The organism is Microbacterium sp. BR1 (assembly GCF_002812725.1).
Taxonomy (GTDB): Bacteria; Actinomycetota; Actinomycetes; order Actinomycetales; family Microbacteriaceae; genus Microbacterium.
Genome location: NZ_NMUN01000004.1, coordinates 231,382 through 251,713, shown reverse-complemented (window position 1 = coordinate 251,713; position 20,332 = coordinate 231,382). Strand labels below are relative to the sequence as shown.

Genomic DNA, 20,332 nt, shown 5'->3' with positions numbered 1-20,332 from the left:
TCCGTCACGCTACGGATGCCTCGGCCCCCGGCATCCGTTCGCCACCCGCATCAGTGGCACCTCCCGCGCCCTGCCCATTGGGGAGGACACGACTCTCCGCGCGAGACTTCAGCTATGTCAGCGTTTCACCCTCGAAACGTGACAGAGCTGAAGTTTCGCGCTCAGGAGTGAAGAGGGTCAGGCCGGGCGCGTCGCGATCGAGACGACCTTCGGGGCGCGCACGATGACCTTGACGATCTCGCGGTCACCGATCGAGCGCAGCACCTTGGCGTCGGCGCGCGCGAGCTGCTCGAGCTCGTCCGCCCCGATCCGAGCGGGCACCTCGAGCGTTCCACGCACCTTGCCGTCGACCTGCACGACCGCGGTCACGTTCTCTTCGACCAGCAGCATCGGGTCGGCCTGACGCCACGGCACGAGACCGACGAACGGCTCGTAGCCGAGCATCTCCCACATCTCCTCCGCCGTGTGCGGCGCGAACAGATCGAGGATCATCGCGGTGACCTCGGCGGCCTCCCGCACGGCGGGGTCGCTGGGTCCGGCGCCCGTGTCGATCGCCTTGCGCGTCGCGTTGACGAGCTCCATCAGGCGTGCGATCACGACGTTGAACTTGGTCTGCTCGACGAGTCCGGGCGCATCCGCCAGCAGGCGGTGCGTCACGCGGCGGAGAGCCGGATCGCCCTCGGCCCAGATCACGCTCGGGTCGCTGTCGACGTCGTTCGCGACGCGCCAGGCACGGGCGAGGAACTTCTGTGCGCCGCTGGTCGAGACATCCTCCCACTCGATGTCGTCCTCGACCGGGCCCGCGAATGCGATCGCCACGCGTACCGCGTCGGCACCCGGGGACTCCATGCTCGCGGCGAACTCGACCAGGTTGCCCTTGCTCTTCGACATCTTGGTGCCGCCGAGCAGAACCATGCCCTGGTTGATCAGCGACGAGAACGGCTCGGTGAAGTCCACCAGCCCCATGTCGAACAGCACCTTGGTGATGAAGCGCGCGTACAGCAGGTGCAGGATCGCGTGCTCGACGCCGCCGATGTACGAATCGACGGGGGCCCACCGCTGCGCCTCGCGCGGGTCGAACGCGCGTGTGTCGTCGCCCGGCGAGAGGAAGCGCAGGAAGTACCACGAGCTGTCGACGAACGTGTCCATCGTGTCGGGGTCGCGACGGGCCGGAGCACCGGATGCGGGATCGACCGTGTTGACCCAGTTCTCGGCCGCTCCCAGGGGCGAGGCACCCTTGGGAGTCAGATCGAGACCCTGCGCGTCGGGCAGCCGGATCGGCAGCTGGTCTTCGGCAACCGGGACGATCGTGCCGTCTTCCAAGTGCAGCATCGGGATCGGGGTGCCCCAGAAGCGCTGGCGCGAGATCAGCCAGTCGCGCAGGCGGTACGACTTGGCCGCGCGGCCCTTGCCGATCGACTCGAGCTGCTCGATGCTGCGCGCGATCGCGGTGCGCTTCGACAGCCCGTCGAGGGGACCGGAGTTGATCATCCGTCCCTCACCCGTCAGGGCGATGCCCGTGCGAGCCGGGTCGATGTCGTCGAGACCGGATGCTTCGGCACCGGGATCGATCGGAACGCCGTCGTCGTCGAGCTCGATCACGGGAATCGCACCCGTGATGGGGGCCGTCGTGTCGACCACGACCGTGATGGGCAGGTCGAAGGCACGGGCGAAGTCGAGGTCGCGCTGGTCGTGGGCCGGTACGGCCATGACGGCGCCGTGTCCGTAGTCGGCGAGCACGTAGTCCGCGGCCCAGATCGGCAGGCGCGCCCCGTTGACGGGGTTGATGGCGTAACGCCCGAGGAACACGCCCGTCTTCGGGCGATCCGTGCTCTGACGCTCGATGTCGGTCGCGCGGCGCACGCCGTCCAGATACGTCGTGAAGCGCTCACGAACGTCGGGCTCGGCGTCGGCGACGAGCTGCTGAGCCAGATCGGAATCGGGCGCGACGACGAAGAACGTCGCGCCGTACAGGGTGTCGGGGCGCGTCGAGAACACCGTCACGATGTCGGGGTGGCCCTCGATCTCGAAGTCGATGTCGGCACCCACCGAGCGGCCGATCCAATTGCGCTGCATCTGGATGACCTTCTGCGGCCAGAATCCCTCGAGCTGGTTGAGGTCGTCGAGCAGCCGGTCGGCGTAGTCGGTGATCTTGAAGAACCACTGCGTGAGCTTCTTCTTCTCGACCATCGCGCCGCTGCGGTCGGACGTGCCATCCGGCAGCACCTGCTCGTTGGCGAGCACGGTCTGGTCCACGGGATCCCAGTTGACCAGGGCGTCCTTGCGGTAGGCGAGCCCGCGCTCGTAGAGCTTCAGGAACAGCCACTGGTTCCAGCGGTAGTAGTCCTCGTCGCTCGTGTGGAGCACGCGGCTCCAGTCGTACGACGTGCCGAAGGCGCGCAGGCTCGTCTTCTGCTGACCGATGTTCGCGTAGGTCCACTCACGCGGGTCGACGCCGCGCTGGATCGCCGCGTTCTCGGCGGGCAGGCCGAACGAGTCCCAGCCGATCGGGTTGAGCACGTTGTAGCCGCGGTGGCGCCAGAACCGGGCCACCGTGTCGACGTAGGCGTAGTTCTCCGCGTGCCCCATGTGCATGTCGCCCGACGGGTACGGGAACATGCCCAACACGTATTTGCGCGGGCGGGTGTCGCCTTCGCCACCGGCACGGAAGGGGTCTTTCGCCTCCCATGCGGCCTGCCACTTCGCCTGGATCGCGGCGGCGTCGTAGTGCGCGCCATCGCCCGGAGCACCGCCGGAAGGATCGGCGGGAGCGTTGTCGGTGGGAACGGTCTGGGACACAGAAAACCAATCGAGCGGGGGGTTCGGGATGCGCGCGGGCGCTCTTTCCAGGTTACCGGACCCGTCTGGGGCCCTTGCCGGACGGTGGATGAGGCCCTTCCACCGGCGACTGTCACCAACCGGCGGGCAGTTCGGCCCCGAGCGCGGCCAGCGGGGCGCGCGCCTTGATGCCCACCTCGCGCACCTCTTCACCGGGCACGGACGACCAGGTGATGCCTCCGCCCGCTCCGACGATCGCGTGGCCGTCCCTCATGACGATCGAGCGGATGACCATGGCGAGATCGAGGGTGCCGTCGACGCCGATCCACCCGAAGCATCCGGCGTAGATCCCGCGCGGTCCCGCCTCGAGCGCCTGCAGGATCGTCATCGCCGAGAGCTTCGGTGCACCGGTCATCGATCCGGCCGGGAATGCCCGGTCGAGCAGTTCTCCGGCCGTGCTGCCCGGGCGCAGCTGCCCCGAGACGGTGCTGACGAGCTGATGCACGTGCGGGTACGTCTCGACCGCGAGCAGCGCGTCGACCCGCACCGTTCCGACCTCGCACACACGCGACAGGTCGTTGCGCATCAGGTCGACGATCATGACGTTCTCGGCGCGTTCCTTCTCGCTGGCGAGCAGTTCGCGGGCCAGCGCGGCGTCCGCGTCGGGATCCGTGCCCCGCGGCCGGGTGCCCTTGATCGGCCGCGTGCGCACGATCCCGTCGCCGACGGCGAGGAACTCCTCGGGGCTCGCGCTCAGCAGACTCACTCCCCCGATGCGCACGAATCCACCGTGGTGCGCGGGACTCGAGGCGCGCAGCCGGCCGTAGACGGCGACGGCGGATTCGGATGTCTCAACCTCGAACCGCGTCGTCAGGCACAACTGGTACGCGTCGCCCACCCGGATCGCGTCGTGGCACCGCCCGATCAGCGCCTCGTACTCGTCGGGGACGTGCCGCGAGGTGGCGATCCTCGGTGCGAGGGCGGGTGCGGGTGCGAGGGCGGGGGTGGGTGCGGGTGCGGGCGCGAGGGCGGGAGTGGGCTGGGGGGTCCGGTGTCGGGCTGCGCGGATCTCGGCCGCCCACGACGCCAGGTCGGATCCGGCCGCGATCGCCCAGGCCCGGCGGGTGGCGTGATCGAAGGCGACCCAGGCGCGGGCGTGCATCCAGGCATCCTGATCCGGTCCGCCCCGGTGGGCGTCGCTCGCGGCGCTGCGGGCCGGGGCACCCGCGCGCTCGGCCGCGGGGTCGTACGCGAACCAGCCGACCCAGCCACCTCGAAAGGGGCCCGCAGGCCACTCCACCCGATCGCCCGACGGTGCCCCCGCGAGGCGGACGCCCCGCACGTCGTCCACGTTCGCGGGCGAGCCATGCCCGACGAAGCTCCACCCCGATGCCGTTCCGGCACCGGCGTCCAACCAGAACACGTCCGGATGCGCGGGCTCGAGCACGGCGAACACCGCTGCGGGCTCGACCCAATCGGTGAGGCGCTCGACGGCGAGATCCTGGGGCACTCACCCAGGGTACGGGGAGCCCGACATCGTAGGCTCGACGCGTGAACGAGTTCCTGTCGTGGCTGCTGGACTCGGTCCAGAGCGTCGATCCGGTGTTGCGCACGCTGCTGGCGGGTGTCGCGATCATGCTCGAGACGAGCATCCTGATCGGACTGGTCGTGCCGGGCGACACGACCGTGATCGTGGCGGCGACCGCGGTGTCGTCCCCGCTCGAGGGTGTGCTGCTCGGTGTGGCCGTCGTCATCGGGGCGCTCATCGGCGAGAGCATCGGGTTCTGGATCGGCCGCTGGCTCGGCCCACGCATCCGCGCGTCGCGTCTCGGTGCGCGGATCGGCGAGGCCAACTGGGAACGTTCGGAGCGCTACCTGCGCCGACGCGGCGGACCGGCGATCTTCCTGTCGCGCTTCCTACCCGTGCTGCACTCGCTCGTGCCCCTGACCGTCGGCATGAGCGGTTACTCCTACCGGCGCTTTCTCGCGTGGACAGCGCCCGCCTGCATCCTGTGGGCGACGCTCTATGTCTCGTTCGCCGCGGCCGCCGCGGGGACGTATCGCGAGCTCGCCGACAGGGTCCATTTCGCCGGGTACATCTTCGTGGGCGTCATCGTGCTGTTCATCGTGCTCGTGTTCGTTGGCAAGAAGGTCATCGAACGTATCGAACGCCGTCACCTGCACGATGAGGATGCGCCGGAGGCCATGAAAGACTGAGGGCGATGCCCACTTCGACGCAGGCCCCCGCTCTCCCCGCCAAGATCCTCTGGTTGGCGAGACTCGAGCACCGATTCCACGCTTGGCGCGAGAAGCGTGCCCGCCGCCGCGGGCTGAGCGCGAGCATCGTCCCTTTCCCCGGGTACGGCGGCGAGGGTTGGGTTCGCGTCGTCGGGCGTGTCTTGATCGTGCGACCCCCGCGCGACACGAAGTCCGGCGAGATCAGCAGCCTGCGCGGATGGCGCAGCTTCATCAGCATCCCGGTCGGCTACTCCGAGGTGAAGATCTCGATCGCGGGGCGCACACACACCGTCGTCTCCGACCGCGGTGGTGTCGTCGACACGGTCGTGCAGGCCGAGCTCGAGCCCGGATGGCAGGCCCTGGAGCTGTCCGTCGAGGGCAGCGAGCCGGTCGAGGCCCGCGTGTTCATCGTCGGCTCGGATGTCAGATTCGGCGTGGTCTCGGATGTCGACGACACCGTCATGGTCACGGCACTCCCCCGTCCGCTCATCGCCGCGTGGAACTCGTTCGTCGTCGACGAGCACGCGCGCCTGCCGGTGCCCGGCATGGCCGTGCTGCTCGAGCGTCTGGTGCGCAGCCATCCGGGCGCTCCGATGATCTACCTCTCGACCGGCGCGTGGAACATCGCGCCGACCCTCACACGCTTCCTCTCCCGTCACCTCTTCCCGCCTGGCGGGATCCTGCTGACCGACTGGGGCCCGACGCACGACCGGTGGTTCCGCAGCGGTCGCGTGCACAAGCTCGACAATCTGCGGCGCCTCGCGACGGAGTTTCCGCAGGTGCAGTGGCTGCTGATCGGCGATGACGGGCAGCACGACGAGGCGATCTACACCGAGTTCGCCAAGGAGCACCCGGGACATGTCTCGGCCGTCGCCATCCGTCGCCTGTCCACCACCGAGGCCGTCCTCGCCGGTGGCCGCCAGACCGTCGACGACCACTCCGACGCTCACGCCCTGTGGGTCACTGCCTCGGATGGTGCGGGAATCCTGGACCAGCTCGAGAGTGCCGGCGTGGTCTGACGCACGCGGGCCGATTACGCGGCGGCGGATGCAGCACCGACCGTCGGATGTCGGGCCACTCGGCGTTCCTTTCCTGGATTCATGGGGATGCTGTCCCCTACGCCGGCATGAGCCTCGTCCGCCCCGGAGTCGGAGCCCCGGCGTAGGGTTTGTGACATGTGCGGACGCTTCGTGGTGACCAGACCTCCGGCCGACCTGACGGCCCTGCTTGACGTCGACACGGTGGCCGAAGATCTGCCGGAGCCGTCCTACAACATCGCGCCAACCGATCGTGCGGCGATCGTCCTCGACTCGGCCAAGACCGACCCGCCCACCCGTCGCCTCGAAGCCGCGCGCTGGGGCCTCGTGCCCAGCTGGGCGAAGGATGTCTCGATCGGGTCACGTGCGTTCAATGCGCGTTCCGAAGAGATCGAAGACAAACCGATGTTCCGCGGTGCTCTCGAGAAGCGTCGCGCGATCGTGCCGACCTCGGGCTACTACGAGTGGAAGGCGACCGACGACGGCAAGGTGCCCCACTACATCCACCCCGCCGATGACTCGCCCCTGCTCATGGCGGGGCTCTACGAGTGGTGGAAGAACCCAGCCGCCGCGGACGACGACCCCACGCGTTGGGTGCTCAGCTTCACGATCCTGACCCGCGATGCGATCGGCGACCTCGGTTCGATCCACGACCGCATGCCGCTGTTCGTCGACATGGACCACGCCGAGGCGTGGCTGGACACCGACACCGACAACATCGGCGACGTGCTCGACGCCGCGATCGACGCTGCACCATCCGTCGCCGCCACGCTCGACAACTACGTCGTCAGCCGCGCCGTGGGCAACGTCCGCAACGACGGGCCCGAACTCATCGAGCGCGTGGAATCGTAGACGCACCGCCGATCGACCTGTCACAGACTGCTGCATATCGCGACCAGATAGAGCATTTCATGACAGTTCGACGAGGGTTCGACGCCGCTGAACCCGTCTGAGTGACGCATCCTCAGGTTCCGGTTTTCTCATGTTCTTCTCATCTGGGAAGGGCTGGTCGGCGTGCTTTTCGGGGTGGGGATGTCGGTGGTTGGTCGGATGATGGATGCATGACCGAAACCGCACTGATTGCCCGACTTCGGGCTGATGAGCGGATGAACGCATTGTTGCCGAAACTGATCGAGGTGCGGGCCGCGAAGGCGCGCCTCGATGCGGAAGAAGCACGCCTGCTGGCCGAGTCGGACACGATCGCTTCGGACTGGACCGACGAGGCGGAGTACGGGCGGGTCGGGTCGGATGCGGGGTTCCCGTACCGGTCGGTCGCGGCGGAGATCGGTGCGGCGTGGCGGGTCAGTGACCGCACCGTGCAACGCCAGATGAGCGACGCCGCAACACTCGTCACCGACTACGCGGGAACCCTCGAGAGCCTGTCAAGTTGTTTGTGTAAGCGGGCATCGGTGGGTGGTCAGAGGTAGGGGTTGATTCGGTCGGGGAACGCGATCGCGAGCTGCGAGAGCGCCTTCTTCCAGTTCGTGGTGACGGCGCCTTCGACCAGCCGCGGTGGGGCTTTGCGCTCGTTCGAGGGCTTGCCGCGTTCCTTCGCCCGCTCGAGGGCTCGCTTGTCTTCGATGTTGCAGATCGCGAGCCAGAGCAGTTTGACGACTGCCGCGTCGTTCGGGAAGTGACCCCGGTTCTTGGTCACTTTCCGCAGCTGGAAGTTCAGCGACTCGATCGCGTTCGTCGTATAGACCACCCGCCTGACATCGGGCGGGAACCCCAGGAACGGGGTGAACCGCTCCCACGCGTTCTCGAACGCGGCGACCGTGTGCGGATTGCCCTGACCCAGATCGGAGGCCGCGAACGCCTCCAGCGCTGCCCTCGCCGCGTCCGCGTCGGGGGCTTGATAGATCAGCTTCAACGCGGCGGCGACGGCTTTGCGTTGCCCGTAGGAGACGAACCGCATTGACGCTCGGATCAGATGAACGACGCAGGTCTGCACGAGCGATTCAGGCCAGGTCGCCTCGATCGCTTCTGGGAAGCCGGTGAGCCCATCGCAGCAGACGATGAGCACGTCGCGGACGCCGCGATTGGCGAGCTCGGCGCAGACGGAGGCCCAGAACTTCGCGCCCTCGGCTTGCTGCACCCAGATGCCCAGGACGTGCTTGACGCCTTCCATATCGACGCCGACCGCGATGTGAGCGGCCTTGTTGCGCACGTGTCCGCCGTCGCGGACTTTCACCACGATCGCGTCCAAGTAGATGACCGGGTAGAACGCTTCCAGCGGCCGAGACTGCCAGGCAAGGACCTCGTCGGAAATCTCGTCGACGATCTTGGAGATCGTCTCGCGACTGATCTCGGTGCCGATCGTCGACGCCAAGTGGTGTTCGATATCGCGCACCGTCATTCCGCCGGCATAGAGCGACACGATCATCTCGTCCAACCCGCCGAGGCGACGCTGACCGACCGGCACCAGCCTCGGGATGAACGTCCCGTTCCGGTCCCGCGGGATCGAGAGTTCGACATCGCCAGCGACCGTCGAGACCGTCTTCGGGAACGAACCATTGCGGGAGTTGTCATGCAGCGGCGCCTCGGGATCACCACGCTCGTAACCGACATGTTCGGTCAGCTCAGCGCCCAGACCACGCTCGAGGCCCGTCTTGATCAACTGCTGGATCAACCCGTCCCTGCCATCGAGCTGCACCTCGCCAGCATCAATCTTCGCGAACAGATCATCCAGCACCCCCGACTCACGCAGCCGTCTGGCGCCTTCCTCCTGCCGCCGCCGTCGCTCCGCTCGAGCTTCTTTGTCGATCATGGTCATCAGCGTCGTCCTTCCATAAGAAGCAGACACCCCTTACACAAACGATCTGACACCCTCACCCTCGACGCTTTGGCTGCGGGGCTCATCTCGGCCGCGCACGTCCGGGCGATCGTCACCGCCGGGGCCATCATCGAAACGCCGGAGATGCGGGCCGAGTTCGAACAAGACGTGCTCCCGATCGCCTGCGCCCAGTCCGCGACGCGGCTGACACCGCTCGCGAAGCGGCGGGCGGAGTGGTATGCGGAAACCACGTTCGAGCAACGCCACCGCCGCGCGGTCGAAGACCGCGCCGTCTGGGTCACCGACCTCGACGACGGGGTTGCTGAGCTTCGCGCGCTCCTCCCCGCCGTGGTCGCACATGGCATCCACGACCGGCTCAGCGAAATGGCCCGCACCGTCATCGACGCCCGCCGCGGCGAAACGGGCACCGACACCGACCCGAGTGGATGCGGCGGCGACGGGCCCGCGAACGCCGCCGATGCCCGAACGACCGATCAGATCCGTGCCGACATCTTCGGCGACCTGCTCCTCACCGCCGCTCCCACCGCGCACGACGGCGGACCCACCGACCTCGGCGCGATCCGCGCCACCGTTCAGATCACCGTCCCCGTCATGTCGCTGATCGAGAAACGGATCACCGACCCCTACGAAACAGCGTTCCTGGTCGGGCACTCCCCCATCGACCCACAAACGGCGTGCATGCTCACCGCCGGGGCGGCCGGGTGGGACCGGATCCTCACCCACCCCATCTCCGGCCAGGTCCTCGCCGTCGACCGCTACCGGCCCAACCACGACCAGCGCAGACACCTCACCGTCCGAGACCAGCACTGCCGGTTCCCGGGCTGCCGGATGCCCGCCAAACGCTGCGACATCGACCACACCCTCGCCCACGCCCACGGCGGGGTGACCTGCGACCGCAACCTCGCCCACCTCTGCGAGAGACACCACACGCTCAAACACAACACCGCCTGGACCGTAAGGCAACACCCCGGCGGGGTACTCGAATGGACCAGCCCCACCGGACGCACCTACACCGACACGCCCATCAGCACCATCGAATTCGCCCCCGACCCCGAACACGAAATACCCGACGACCCGATCCCCACGACAGCGATGCGGACACCCGAAGAGCTCGACCCCGACGACATCGAGTTCGACGAGCTGCAGTTCGACCCGCTCGAGCTCATCCCGTTCTGACCACGCGGGTCACAGAGTCCCGAAGCGACCACGCAACAGTGGCTGGTCGAACGCGCACGGCGAGACGGTGGGCACGGGCACTTTCGCTACCCTCGAACGCATGGAACCCGACTGGATCGAGCACCGTCGCGCCGACGACGGCGAACGCGTGGGATGGATGAAACCCGTCGGTGACGGATTCGTCGCGATCGACCTGCTGGGCCGCCCGCGCACCGACGCCGTCGACTGGATGCACGCCGAAGAGACCCTCGACGCGCTCGGCATCGGATACCTCGCCAACCCCTACGAACTCCGGCTAGAAAACGGCGACTGGCTCCGCGTCCGGATCGCCGAAGTCTCCACCTCCGGCATCCGAGTCAAGAAGGATGACTACGGCGACATGACCGCCCCGCAGATCTCCTACTCGGTGCCCTTCCCCGCTCCCGAGGACCTGATTCGCCCGCTCGCGCGCTGAACCGCACCCGCACCGGCGACCCGCGACCCGCGACGCCACCACGACACCGCCGCAACGCAACCACGACGCCACCGCCGCGCCGCGGCACCCCACCCCGCTATCCGCCGTGCGAGTCCTCGCCCGCGCGCCACTCCCGCAGGAACTCCTCGCGGGTGAGCGCTTCCTCTGTCCGGCGGAGCATCTCGCGTGTCGCCTGCTGCCGGGGCCATACGGTTCCGTCTCGGAATGCCGCCGCGCTGGATGCGCCGTAGAGCCTCGCAGCGTCGGTGTACCTCGCCGCCATCGCGGCGAAGTCGGCGCGGTTCTCGTCGAAACCGCTGAATGCCCGGCCCCCGACCCGCTCGTGGAGTTCGCGGCCGCGGCCGACCCACACCTCGCCGAGTGCCGGATCCCGCGTCAGCAGGGCGTAGATACTGAAGAACGACGCGCAGATCGAGGCGGCGAAGGTGTTGTCCTGCTGCATCGCGCGCTCGTAGACCGCCTCCACGGCCTCGGGATCCGGGGGCACGGCGATCGTGGCGGACAACGCGTCGGCCACGACGGCGAGCTCCGCGTCGTGCGTCGCGTCGGCCGCTCCGCGGATGTCGCGGGTGAGGATTGCGACCATCTCCCGCTCCGAGCCGGTGAGCAGCGCGTAGGCCAGTCCGGCGAGCGCCCATGCCAGGTCCGCCGACCGTCGCGGGTCATCTGAGACCGCCATCCCGCCACGCGCCCGCTCGACATGCGGATGAGCGAGATCCGTGCGGCCCTGCAGCACGAAACGAACGGCGAGCGCGCAGTGCACTCCCGCCTCATCGACGGGATCGACGGAATCGACGGGGTCGACGCCGTCCGAGCCACGAAGCGCATCGGCGAGCTCCAGCCAGGTCAGACCTTCGACCAGTCGACGGCGCAGGTACCAGTACCCGGCGAGCCCGGTGACGAGGGCCGCACCCGCGGGCTTCGGCTCGTCCACGAGCACCCGATGCAGCGTCCCGCGAACCGCGTCATAGTCGTCGTCGACGGCGTCGTACCACGCGTCGGGGTCGGCACCGAAGAGTCTCGGACGACGCTCCACGAGGCTTCTCACCCACGCGTCGCGGGCGTCCTCGATGGCGGCCGTCTCGCCCTCGACCGTGAGCGCGCGTCGGGCGTGCGCTCGCACCGTCGCGAGCTGGCGGAAACGAAGACGACCCCGGGGAGTCGCCGGCGGGACGGGGACGAGGAGAGAGCGGTGCGCGAGGAACGACAGTAGATCCGGCACGGCATCGGCGGAAAGCGTCGGAATCGTCCCACGGGGCGATGATGCGAGAGCGGCAGCGACGTCGGGTGTGAAAGGTCCCGGGAGTGCTGCCAGGCGGCGGTGCAGCATCCGCTCGTCGGCACTGAGGGTGCGGTAGCTCCACTCGATGGCGTCGCCGACGCTGTCGTGATGCGCACCGGTCGTGCTCCGCAGGCGCCTCAGCCGACTCGGATCACTGGACGCCTGCTCCACGACGGCGGCGAGACCGTCGGTGCGCACGCGGGCTGCGGCGAGTTCGATCGCCAGCGGCAGGCCGTCGACGGCCGCGCAGAGCCGTTCCGCCTGGCCGCGGACGTGCTCGTCGATCGGGAGTTCCGGGACGGCCTCCGAGAGCCGGGCGAGCAGGAGCTCCAGAGCCGGCGCCGCCGCCTCGTCGGAGGATGCTTCGAGCGGCAGAGGCCCGAGCGTCCAGATCACTTCGCCGGGGAACATGACTGCCTCGCGACTGGTCATCAGCACCGCGCAGCGCGCCTCGTCGTCCGCCAGCTGCTCGACGAACGCGGCCGCGCCCGAGAGCACGTGCTCGCAGTTGTCGAGGATGAGGAGCACCCGACGCCGGCGAAGGTAGTCGACCGTGGAATCGACGGCGGAACCGACGACGCCGGGAGCGAGTCGCAGGGTGGATGCGACGAGTTCGGCCACGAGGGAGTCGTCGTCGATCGTCGCCAGATCGACGAACCACACACCGTCGGGAAAGTCGGATGCGAGGGTGTGTGCGACCTCGAGCGCCAGGCGGGTCTTGCCGCACCCGCCCACGCCCGTGAGGGTGACGAGTCGATGACCCACCACGAGGCGCGAGACCCGACCCAGGTCGCCCGTCCGGCCGACCAGCGGGGTCGTCCGGCGCGGGAGTGGTGTGCGAGCCGGTGGCATGGGGGACGGTGGCGTGCGGGACAGTGGCGTGCGGGACAGTGGCGTGCGCGGGGGTGTGGAATCCGCGGGGACCGCCACGACCGCGGGCCGCGCGACGAGTTCCGGATCCTGATCGAGGATGCGGTGGTGCAGCCGATCGAGTTCGACCCCCGGCTCGAGTCCGAGCTCGTCATCGAGCAGGGTGCGGATGCGCTGGTAGGCCTCGAGCGCCCGATCGGTGCGGCCGGCACGGTGGAGCGCCAGCATCCGCTGCGTCCAGAAGCGCTCGTGCAGCGGCGCGTCGCCGATCAGCCGCTCCAGGTCGGCGAGCGCCTGCGGGTGTCGACCGAGATCGACGAGCGCGTCGACGCGCGTCGCCGCGACCTCGGTCCGCATCTCCTGAAGCTGGGCGACCGCCGCGCCGGCCCAGAGTTCGTCCGAGGCGGGATCGAACGGCTTTCCGCGCCAGAGCGCGAGCGCTTCGTCGCAGTGCTGCAGCACGCGCTCGGGGTCGGCCGATGCGCTGAGCTCGCGGATCTCGCCCGCATCGCGCTCGAAACGGAGCGAGTCCACCTCGTCCACCCGCGCGAGGAGCCGGTACCCCTCGACATCCGTGATCAGAACCTGCGCGGGCTGACGTGCCGGGCGGTGCGGCTCGAGCACCTGCCGCAGCCGCCAGATGTGGGACTCGAGCGTGGACGTGTGGTCGACGACGTCATCGCCCCACACGGCTTCCTTGATCTCGGACGCGGTGACGCGCTGGTTCGCGCTCACGACCAGGCGCGCGAGGATGACCTGCGGGCGACGTCCGCGCAACGGCTGCTCGACCCCGTCGACCTCGACGGTGAGCAGTCCGAGGTCGCGCACCCGCATGGCATTAGTAGAGCACAGACGAACCGCGCGGCATCTCTCACACCGCGAAGACCTTGCGCAGTGCCCGCTCCTGTTCGACGGTGAGCGGCCGTATCGTGAGCTCTGCCGCGCCCGTGGGCGTGGGCCGCGCCCCACCCACTGAGGTCCCACCCGCTGGGGTGGGGCTGGCCGACCCGATGACGGATGCCACGGACTCGGCGCAGATCGCCGCGACCGCCGAGCCTCCGGGCTGCAGTCGTCGTCGGAGAGCGACGAGGGTGTCCCGATCCACACCGACGCCTTCGAGCGAGTCGTCGAGCGCGCGCCGCCGCGATCCGACCATGATCGCCAGCTCCGGGCCGGACACGACGATCCCGAACAACATGCCCCAGAACGCGGCGCCCAGGTTGCACACGCGCGCCACGCCCTGCAGCTCGCGCACCTGGGCCGACGCACGTCCGCCGGACCAGGTGACGACCACGCCGTCCGTGACGACGACGTCGCCGAGGATGCCGTCGGCGAGGCACCTCTCCAGGCGCCTCGCCCCCGCGGTGTCCGGGTAGGTCCACACGGCCAGCGCGCTCATGGCGTGGTTCCGCTCGTGTCGCTCGTGTCGCTCGTGTCGATGATCGTGCGTTCGCGCATGAGTGCCTCCTCGGGTGAACCCCACGACTCTTGCGGGTCGCCCTCCAAGGCGGCTCCAACGACGGGGGCGATGCCGCTCAGGGGCGCGGCCGGCCACCGTCCGCGAGGCCGGCGAGGAACGCGGCGAGTGCGACCGCGGCTGCGGGGTCACCGGCGGTCGTCCAGTGGTTCGCTCCCGGCACCGTGACGAGGCGGGCGTGCGGGAGGGAGTGCATCGCGCGGGTCGCGTGGCGATACGGCACGTTTCGGTCCTGCGTTCCGTGGACGACGAGCACGGGTGCCGTGATCTTCGAGGCGGATCCGACATCGAACCGTCGTGCCTGAAGGGCGTCGTTGGCCAGGCCATCGCGGCGATCGCCGATCGGGAACACCGTCTCGGCGATCGCCAGGGCGGCGTCCACCGATCTCGCGTCACGCGCCCCGCCGACGAGCAGCCGCGGAGACCGACGCAGCCTCCGCAGCAGCGCTTCCTCCACCGCGCGCCGAGACAGCGGCCCGTGGAGCAGGGGCCACGCCGGGATCCGCATCGGCGCACCGACCGCCGACCAGAGCACGAGACCGCGGACGCGGCCGGGGTGACGCGCCGCCAGCGCGCGGGCGGTCATCCCGCCGCCGGAGACACCGAGCACGACGGCACGGTCGACCTCGAGCCCGTCCAACAGGGCGACCATCGCGACGGCCTGCTCGATCGGCGTCCGTCCGACGGACAGCGGGGTTCCGAGGTATCCCGGGCGAGACGGGGCGATGACACGAGCATCGAGTCCGAGCACGCGCGCCGCCGCGACGCCCTGATCGGAGCCGCCCGGCGTCCCGTGCAGGAGCAGAAGCGGCATCCCCCGACCGACCTCGCGGTACTCCACGGGTCCGGCTGACGTCGTGATCGTCGGCACACCCGATCCTCTCGCTGAACCGCCGGCTCGGAGTCGGCACCGGGTGGCCGAGCGCATCCCCAGAGAGTCGGGCAGTCAGGAGTGTAGCCATCTTCCCTCGCGAACGGGCGGCCTCTCCTCCACGCGGATTGGAGGCGGATTGGATCGGCTCCGTGCACTGTCCTCATGGCGCACGAAGCGCCTCACCCGGCAGCACCGTCCGACCCCATACCCACAGAGGAGAGCTGGCATGAACGCCCATCGAGACCCCCGAGAACCACTGATCCCCACTCGACCACGCAAGAGTCTGCGCGCGATGGCCGCGGCCGCGACGGTGGGCCTGGTCTGCGCCGGAGCCGCGGTCGTGTCGAGCCCCTCTGCGGCGACCGCCGCCGACTCGATGGTCTTCCAGGTCGACGGCGAGACGGTGCAGACCTTCACGGTGCTGCCGAACATGGCCTCTCTGAAGTTCGAGGCCGCCGGCGGCGGAGGCGGACCCAGCGGTGGATTGACGGGCGACGGCGGTTCTGAGGGCGCCCTCGTGACCGGAAACCTCGCCCTCGAGCCCGGTGACGTGCTGCTGATCTCCGTCGGGGCGGCGGGTGAGCCGGCCAGCGGGTGGGACGGCGACAGCAACCCCGACGTGCCGCTCGGCGGCTGGGGCGGAATGGGCGCCAGCGGCGGCAACGGCGCGTGGGACAGCTTCGATGCCCGCACGAGCGGCGCCGGCTTCGGGGCGACGACGATCCAGCTCGTCCGCGATGCGGTGACGACCACGCTGGCGGTCGCGGGCGGCGGAGGCGGGGATGCCGGGGGCAGCTTGGACCCCGATCACCTGGGCGGCGGCGGCACCGCCGGATACAAGGGCAGCTGGACGGGCCAGGACGGACACCACGGCACCGAGGGTGAGCAGGGCGGCGGAGGCGGTGTCGCGGGCGGCGAACCCACCGGCCAGGGGGGCGCAGGACGCGGGGGCACGGAGCTCGGCGGTAACGGCGGCGGAGGCGGAGGCGGCCTGAAGGGCGGTGGCGGAGGCGGCGGCGCACACGGCACCTCGGCGGGCGGGGGCGGTGGCGCGGGCTCCTCGATGGTCGGCTCGATCGTCACGGATGCCACGGTGACCTCGACCGGCGTCAACTTCAACACGGACGGGTGGGACTACCCCCCGAACGGATGGGTCGAGGTGTTCGTCACCTACAAGCCGGTCCCGACCATGAACGTCGCCATCGAGAACACGTCCGTCCTCGAGGGAGGGTCGATCGGATGGGTCGCCGCATCCCTCCCGGACGACGCCACGGGAACCGTCGACTTCAGCGACGTCACGAACGCGTCCTCCCCGATCCCGCTCGGCTCGGCGACGGTGAAAGACGGACTCGCCATGCTGGCGCAGACATCCGTCCCCCTGAGCGGGCTCGGCACGCACACGATCCAGGCCGCCTACTCGGGAGATCCCGCGTACTCGACGACCACGGCCACCCTTCCCGTCACCGTCAGTGCGAACGATCTCGCGCTCGGCAAGACCGTGACCGCGAGCAGCTCGTTCGAGGCGAACGGATGGTCCGCACAGTACCTCACCCAGGGCAACACGCAGAGCGAGGTCGGCCACTACGGATTCACGACCGACCCGGCCTCACCGACGCAGGACGCGGAGGCCTGGGTGTCGGTCGACCTCGGCGCCGAACAGAGCGTGGGCGGCGTCATCCTCGTCCCCCGTTCGACGACGGCGACCGACCCGGCGAACGTCGATGGCGCGGGGTACCCCCAGTCGTTCCGCGTGGACGTCTCCGACGACGGGGCGACCTGGACGACCGTCGAGACCTACACGAACCAGACCGGCGACCGCGGTGCCCGGACGTACGTCTTCGACGAGCCCGCGACCGGCCGCTACCTGCGGGTCTTCGTGACAGAGCTCGGGCCGGAGGCTGCCGGTGATGACGGCTACCGTTTCCAGCTCGTCGGGCTCCAGGTCTACACGGATGTCCCGGCCGCCGCCCCCGCGTCGTTGGACGTCACGATCGATCCCGCCGACCCGTCGGCTCCGGTCGTCGACGTCGAAGCGCTCGATGTCTACGGCGTACCGACGGGTCAGTCCTTCGGCTGTGACGTGGCCCTGACGAGCAGCGACATCGTCGACCGCGTGCTCCCCGCCGCGGACTGCTCGTCGTGGACGGTCGAGCTGGACGAGCTGAACCCGGCATCGCGGACCTTCACGGCGACGCTGACGACGTATCCCTCCGTCACCGGAACGGCCGCGTACGAGCCGCCCAGCGCGCCAGACGCACGCGCGGCCACGGTCGTGACCGTCCGCGACGCTCGCGTGGTGGGCGACTCCGGTGTCGTCATCCACGCGGATGTCGCGGCGACGGCGACCCGGATCAGCGCGGCCGCCGTGCCCCAGGGCACGATGCGCGTGCTCGAGGGCGACACGGAACTCGTGCGGGCCGATGTGCAGGAGGGAACGGCGACGCTCGCCGTCGAGAACCTCCGGCCGGGCATCCACAGGCTCCGACTGGAGTACCTCGGCAGCGCGGAGCACCTGCCCTCGTCCGCCGAGGTCACGATCCAGGTGCAACGAGCCGACACCGGCGTGCCCCGTTCCGCCGCCGCACCCCGTTCGGCGGCATCCTCGCTGGCGGTGACCGGCGGAGGAGCGAATCTCGAGGCTCTGGGAGTCGCCGCGGTGATCCTCGTCCTCGGCGCAGCCTCGCTCGGATGGGCCACCGTGCGTCGCACCCGGGTCCGGGCCGAGGACTCCGTGCGCGACTGAGCTCGGCGATCGTGTGCGGGTCGGTGCTTCCGGGCGCCGGCCCGCACGCGCGTGTCACGGGAGCGCTGCGGGACGCGGGGACCCTCGCCGGTCACACGGATGGCGCGGCGAGGGGAACCTCGGTGACCTCGATCCAGCCGCAGTCCCCCATGTGCACCGTGTTCCGGCACAGGTACGGGGGCACGGGCAGGTCGTAGTGGCCGTAGCCCTGGCTCGGGTCGAGCCTCAGCAGGTCGCTCCGACTCGCGATGTCGAGCCGCAGCTTCTCCCCCGGCTTCAGGTGCGTCGGGCCCGGCGTCAGGCTGAAGCGCAGGGTCACCGCTTCGCCGGGGACGAGCGGGATGCGCCGCCCCGAGTCGATCGCGATCTCGTTCCGCGTCGAGCGAGCCGCATCCTCCGTGGGCGCCGCCGGCCGGATGGCTCCCATCGACAGGTGGTGTCGATCGCCCTGCGCATCGATGCGCGACAGCCGCGCCATGACGTACGAGTCGATCTCGTTGCAGCTGAACCGCAGGTTGACTGTGACGGGGCCGGCGAGCCGGACGTCGCGGTCGAACGAGATCTCGTAGCCGAGCGACTGCACGGCGACGTCGTCGAGTCCGCCGATGACGGGCAGGCCCAGCGGCACGGCGACCCACGTGTTCGTCGACGCCGTCGCGGGCTCGGGTGTCAGCCGGTGTAGGGCTTCGTCCTCGCCCGCTGAGGCGAGGTACAGGCGCGTGAGCGTGCCGTCGAGGGGCGGGAACGCGCTCGCGGTGCCGAACTCGTCCGCCCCGTCGACCCAGTAGCGCACGTGCGGCTGACGCGCGTAACCGTTGTCCGTTCCCCGCAGCACGTGGTCGAAGAACGCGAGCGCCTCGCCCTGCCACTCGTACACCGGCAGGTCGTACTGCGCCGGCCCGACGATCATCCACTTCTGGTCGTCGGGGGTACCCGCGTTCTCGAACAGGTCGTAGGTGCCGAACTGGTGCACATTGAAGTGCGCGAGGTTCTGCACGGCGACGAACGGCACCTCGATCTGCCCGAGCATCCCCGTCGAACCCTCGGGGATCGTCGACGTCTCGCGGGTCTTGCCGTCGAACACCCAGTTCACGTACATCCGGCGCACCGCCTCGACCGGCATGGCCGACATGAACGAGGCGAACATGCGATTCACGTTCTTGTGCACGATCTTCTCGAGCAGCGGATGCAGCATCCCGTTCGTCACGTGACTGATGAGCGCCCTGCGGCCCTCCGACATGCGCTCGTCGTACTTCTCCTGTGTGAAGTTGGCGCCCATCCAAAGGTTCAGGAAGATCAGCCCGGGCACGCCGCCGAACGCGACCAGGTGGCGGTAGAAGTCCGTGCACAGCTCGTTCGCGAAGAACGCCCGGAGCGCGGGAGGCCGACGCGCGGCCACCAGCGGCTGGACCATCCCGTAGTACGACGTGCCGAAGAGCACCACGTCGCCGTTGCACCACGGCTGCGCGGCCGCCCAGGCGATGACCTTCTCGTGATCATCCACGTCCTGCGGATCGAAGAAGACGACCTGCTCGCCCGTCGAGCGCCCCATGCCGCGGCGCTCGACGACGACGGGGCAGTAGCCGCGGTCGGTGAACACCGGGGGCGAGCCGATCTCGTTCGTGCCCGTGGGCAGCCCCGCCGTGTGACCCTCGGTGCTGTAGCCCGCGAAGCAGACGACGGCGGGATAGCGGCCCTCGCCCTTCGGCAGATAGACGTCGGCGTGCAGGCGCACACCGTCGCCGACGTCGATGAACTGGTCGAGCAGCGCCCGATCGCCGAGTCCCTGCATCGCGACGGCCGTGGGCGTCCAGCCCGCGTACTGCGGGCCGTAGGTGGAACCCTTGAGCGGAAGCGTGTGGTCGTCGTGGCTCATCTGTGGACTCCGGCGAGATCGGGGCGCGTCACGCGCCTTCTGGATCGGATGGTTCGGATGGCTCGCCCCCACCGGAAGTCAGCAGCTCGAGCAGGCGCGCGAGCATCCGTCCCGTCTCGGCGTCGTCGGCGTTCGCGCCCTCCGCGAGCGTGAGCACCGCGGCGCCGACCGCCGTGGCGTGCAGGAGTCTGCCGTCGAGGGCGTGCGATCCGATGGCCTCGGGCCCCTCGGCGTCGCCGGTCAACGCGGCGAGCAGGTAGGTCGCACGCTGCCGCATCCCCGAGGCGAGCGTGTTGAAGGCCTCGCCCGCCACCGGCTCGGCGTCGGCGGCGAGCATCAGCGTGGCGAGGGCGCGCGTGGTCTCGGTCGCGACGGCGAACGCCGTGACGTTCTGCACCGCCTCCTCGACCGACCGCGGGAGCGCGCGGGTGTCGAACAGCGCGAACTGGTTCTGCACGATGCGCTCGGCGACCGCTCGCACGAGGTCGCTGCGCGTCGGGAAGTAATAGGTCAGGTGGCCCTGGGTCATCCCCGCCCGCGCCGCGACCCCGGTCTGCGTGAGCGCCGGGTAGCCGCCCTCGCGCACCACGGCGATGGCGGCGTCGAGCAGCGCTTCACGACGGTCTGGCATCACATGTCTCTTCCCGGAAAATCCCTGTTTTGGTACAGTAACCAAAAAACAGGCCGTGGAGCGGATTTCGCCCGGAATCCG

15 protein-coding genes are annotated in these 20,332 nt (G+C 69.6%); 7 read left to right on the top strand and 8 right to left on the bottom strand.

Features of this window, described 5'->3' with window-relative positions:
• Nucleotides 1-177 precede the first annotated feature (177 nt).
• Together leuS and CGU35_RS05410 are read right to left on the bottom strand one after the other, a co-directional pair.
• Nucleotides 178-2,712, bottom strand: a complete 2,535-nt coding sequence (gene leuS / locus CGU35_RS05415) for a leucine--tRNA ligase (protein WP_374935769.1) — start codon at nt 2,710-2,712, stop codon at nt 178-180.
• A 199-nt stretch (nt 2,713-2,911) separates the two neighbouring features.
• Nucleotides 2,912-4,288, bottom strand: coding sequence for an anthranilate synthase component I family protein (locus tag CGU35_RS05410; RefSeq protein WP_100810577.1), 1,377 nt, complete (start codon nt 4,286-4,288; stop codon nt 2,912-2,914).
• Nucleotides 4,289-4,329: 41 nt separating this feature from the next.
• On the opposite strand from CGU35_RS05410, the gene CGU35_RS05405 reads away from it, so the two are divergent.
• From CGU35_RS05405 to CGU35_RS05390, 4 genes are all read left to right on the top strand, one after another.
• Complete coding sequence (locus tag CGU35_RS05405; RefSeq protein WP_100810576.1) at nt 4,330-4,995, top strand: DedA family protein; 666 nt, start codon at nt 4,330-4,332, stop codon at nt 4,993-4,995.
• A 5-nt stretch (nt 4,996-5,000) separates the two neighbouring features.
• Nucleotides 5,001-6,035: an App1 family protein gene (locus CGU35_RS05400; protein WP_100810575.1), complete on the top strand. Its 1,035-nt coding sequence runs from the start codon at nt 5,001-5,003 to the stop codon at nt 6,033-6,035.
• A gap of 156 nt (nt 6,036-6,191) precedes the next feature.
• Nucleotides 6,192-6,905 (top strand): SOS response-associated peptidase, encoded by a 714-nt coding sequence (locus CGU35_RS05395; protein WP_100810574.1) that lies wholly within the window; start codon nt 6,192-6,194, stop codon nt 6,903-6,905.
• 209 nt (nt 6,906-7,114) lie between these two features.
• A complete protein-coding gene (locus tag CGU35_RS05390; protein WP_100810573.1) occupies nt 7,115-7,480 on the top strand; it encodes a hypothetical protein in 366 nt (121 codons plus the stop codon).
• Here the strand turns inward: CGU35_RS05390 and CGU35_RS05385 are convergent.
• Complete coding sequence (locus CGU35_RS05385; protein WP_100811295.1) at nt 7,471-8,820, bottom strand: IS256 family transposase; 1,350 nt, start codon at nt 8,818-8,820, stop codon at nt 7,471-7,473. The two genes, CGU35_RS05390 and CGU35_RS05385, sit on opposite strands and share 10 nt — an antisense overlap.
• Nucleotides 8,821-8,895: 75 nt before the next feature.
• On the opposite strand from CGU35_RS05385, the gene CGU35_RS05380 reads away from it, so the two are divergent.
• Both CGU35_RS05380 and CGU35_RS05375 read left to right on the top strand, forming a co-directional pair.
• Nucleotides 8,896-10,023, top strand: a complete 1,128-nt coding sequence (locus CGU35_RS05380; RefSeq protein ID WP_157813907.1) for an HNH endonuclease signature motif containing protein — start codon at nt 8,896-8,898, stop codon at nt 10,021-10,023.
• A gap of 100 nt (nt 10,024-10,123) precedes the next feature.
• Nucleotides 10,124-10,477: a hypothetical protein gene (locus CGU35_RS05375; protein ID WP_100810572.1), complete on the top strand. Its 354-nt coding sequence runs from the start codon at nt 10,124-10,126 to the stop codon at nt 10,475-10,477.
• Between the two features lie 97 nt (nt 10,478-10,574).
• Here the strand turns inward: CGU35_RS05375 and CGU35_RS05370 are convergent, their stop codons facing one another.
• The 3 genes from CGU35_RS05370 to CGU35_RS05360 all read right to left on the bottom strand — a co-directional run bounded on the left by CGU35_RS05370 (nt 10,575) and on the right by CGU35_RS05360 (nt 14,998).
• Complete coding sequence (locus CGU35_RS05370) at nt 10,575-13,484, bottom strand: AfsR/SARP family transcriptional regulator (protein ID WP_100810571.1); 2,910 nt, start codon at nt 13,482-13,484, stop codon at nt 10,575-10,577.
• A gap of 37 nt (nt 13,485-13,521) precedes the next feature.
• Entirely contained in the window at nt 13,522-14,049 is a 528-nt protein-coding gene (locus CGU35_RS05365; RefSeq protein WP_100810570.1) for a DUF1269 domain-containing protein, read from the bottom strand.
• 136 nt (nt 14,050-14,185) lie between these two features.
• On the bottom strand, nt 14,186-14,998 hold the full coding sequence (locus tag CGU35_RS05360; protein ID WP_157813906.1) for an alpha/beta fold hydrolase: 813 nt from the start codon (nt 14,996-14,998) through the stop codon (nt 14,186-14,188).
• A 229-nt stretch (nt 14,999-15,227) separates the two neighbouring features.
• On the opposite strand from CGU35_RS05360, the gene CGU35_RS18700 reads away from it, so the two are divergent.
• Nucleotides 15,228-17,744 carry a discoidin domain-containing protein gene (locus CGU35_RS18700; RefSeq protein WP_157813905.1) on the top strand — a complete coding sequence of 839 codons (2,517 nt, stop codon included), beginning with the start codon at nt 15,228-15,230 and terminating at the stop codon, nt 17,742-17,744.
• 91 nt (nt 17,745-17,835) lie between these two features.
• Here CGU35_RS18700 and CGU35_RS05350 read toward each other — a convergent pair whose 3' ends face one another.
• A complete protein-coding gene (locus tag CGU35_RS05350; RefSeq protein WP_100810567.1) occupies nt 17,836-19,620 on the bottom strand; it encodes a CocE/NonD family hydrolase in 1,785 nt (594 codons plus the stop codon).
• Between the two features lie 28 nt (nt 19,621-19,648).
• A complete protein-coding gene (locus CGU35_RS18115; RefSeq protein ID WP_198519527.1) occupies nt 19,649-20,251 on the bottom strand; it encodes a TetR/AcrR family transcriptional regulator in 603 nt (200 codons plus the stop codon).
• Nucleotides 20,252-20,332: the final 81 nt, after the last annotated feature.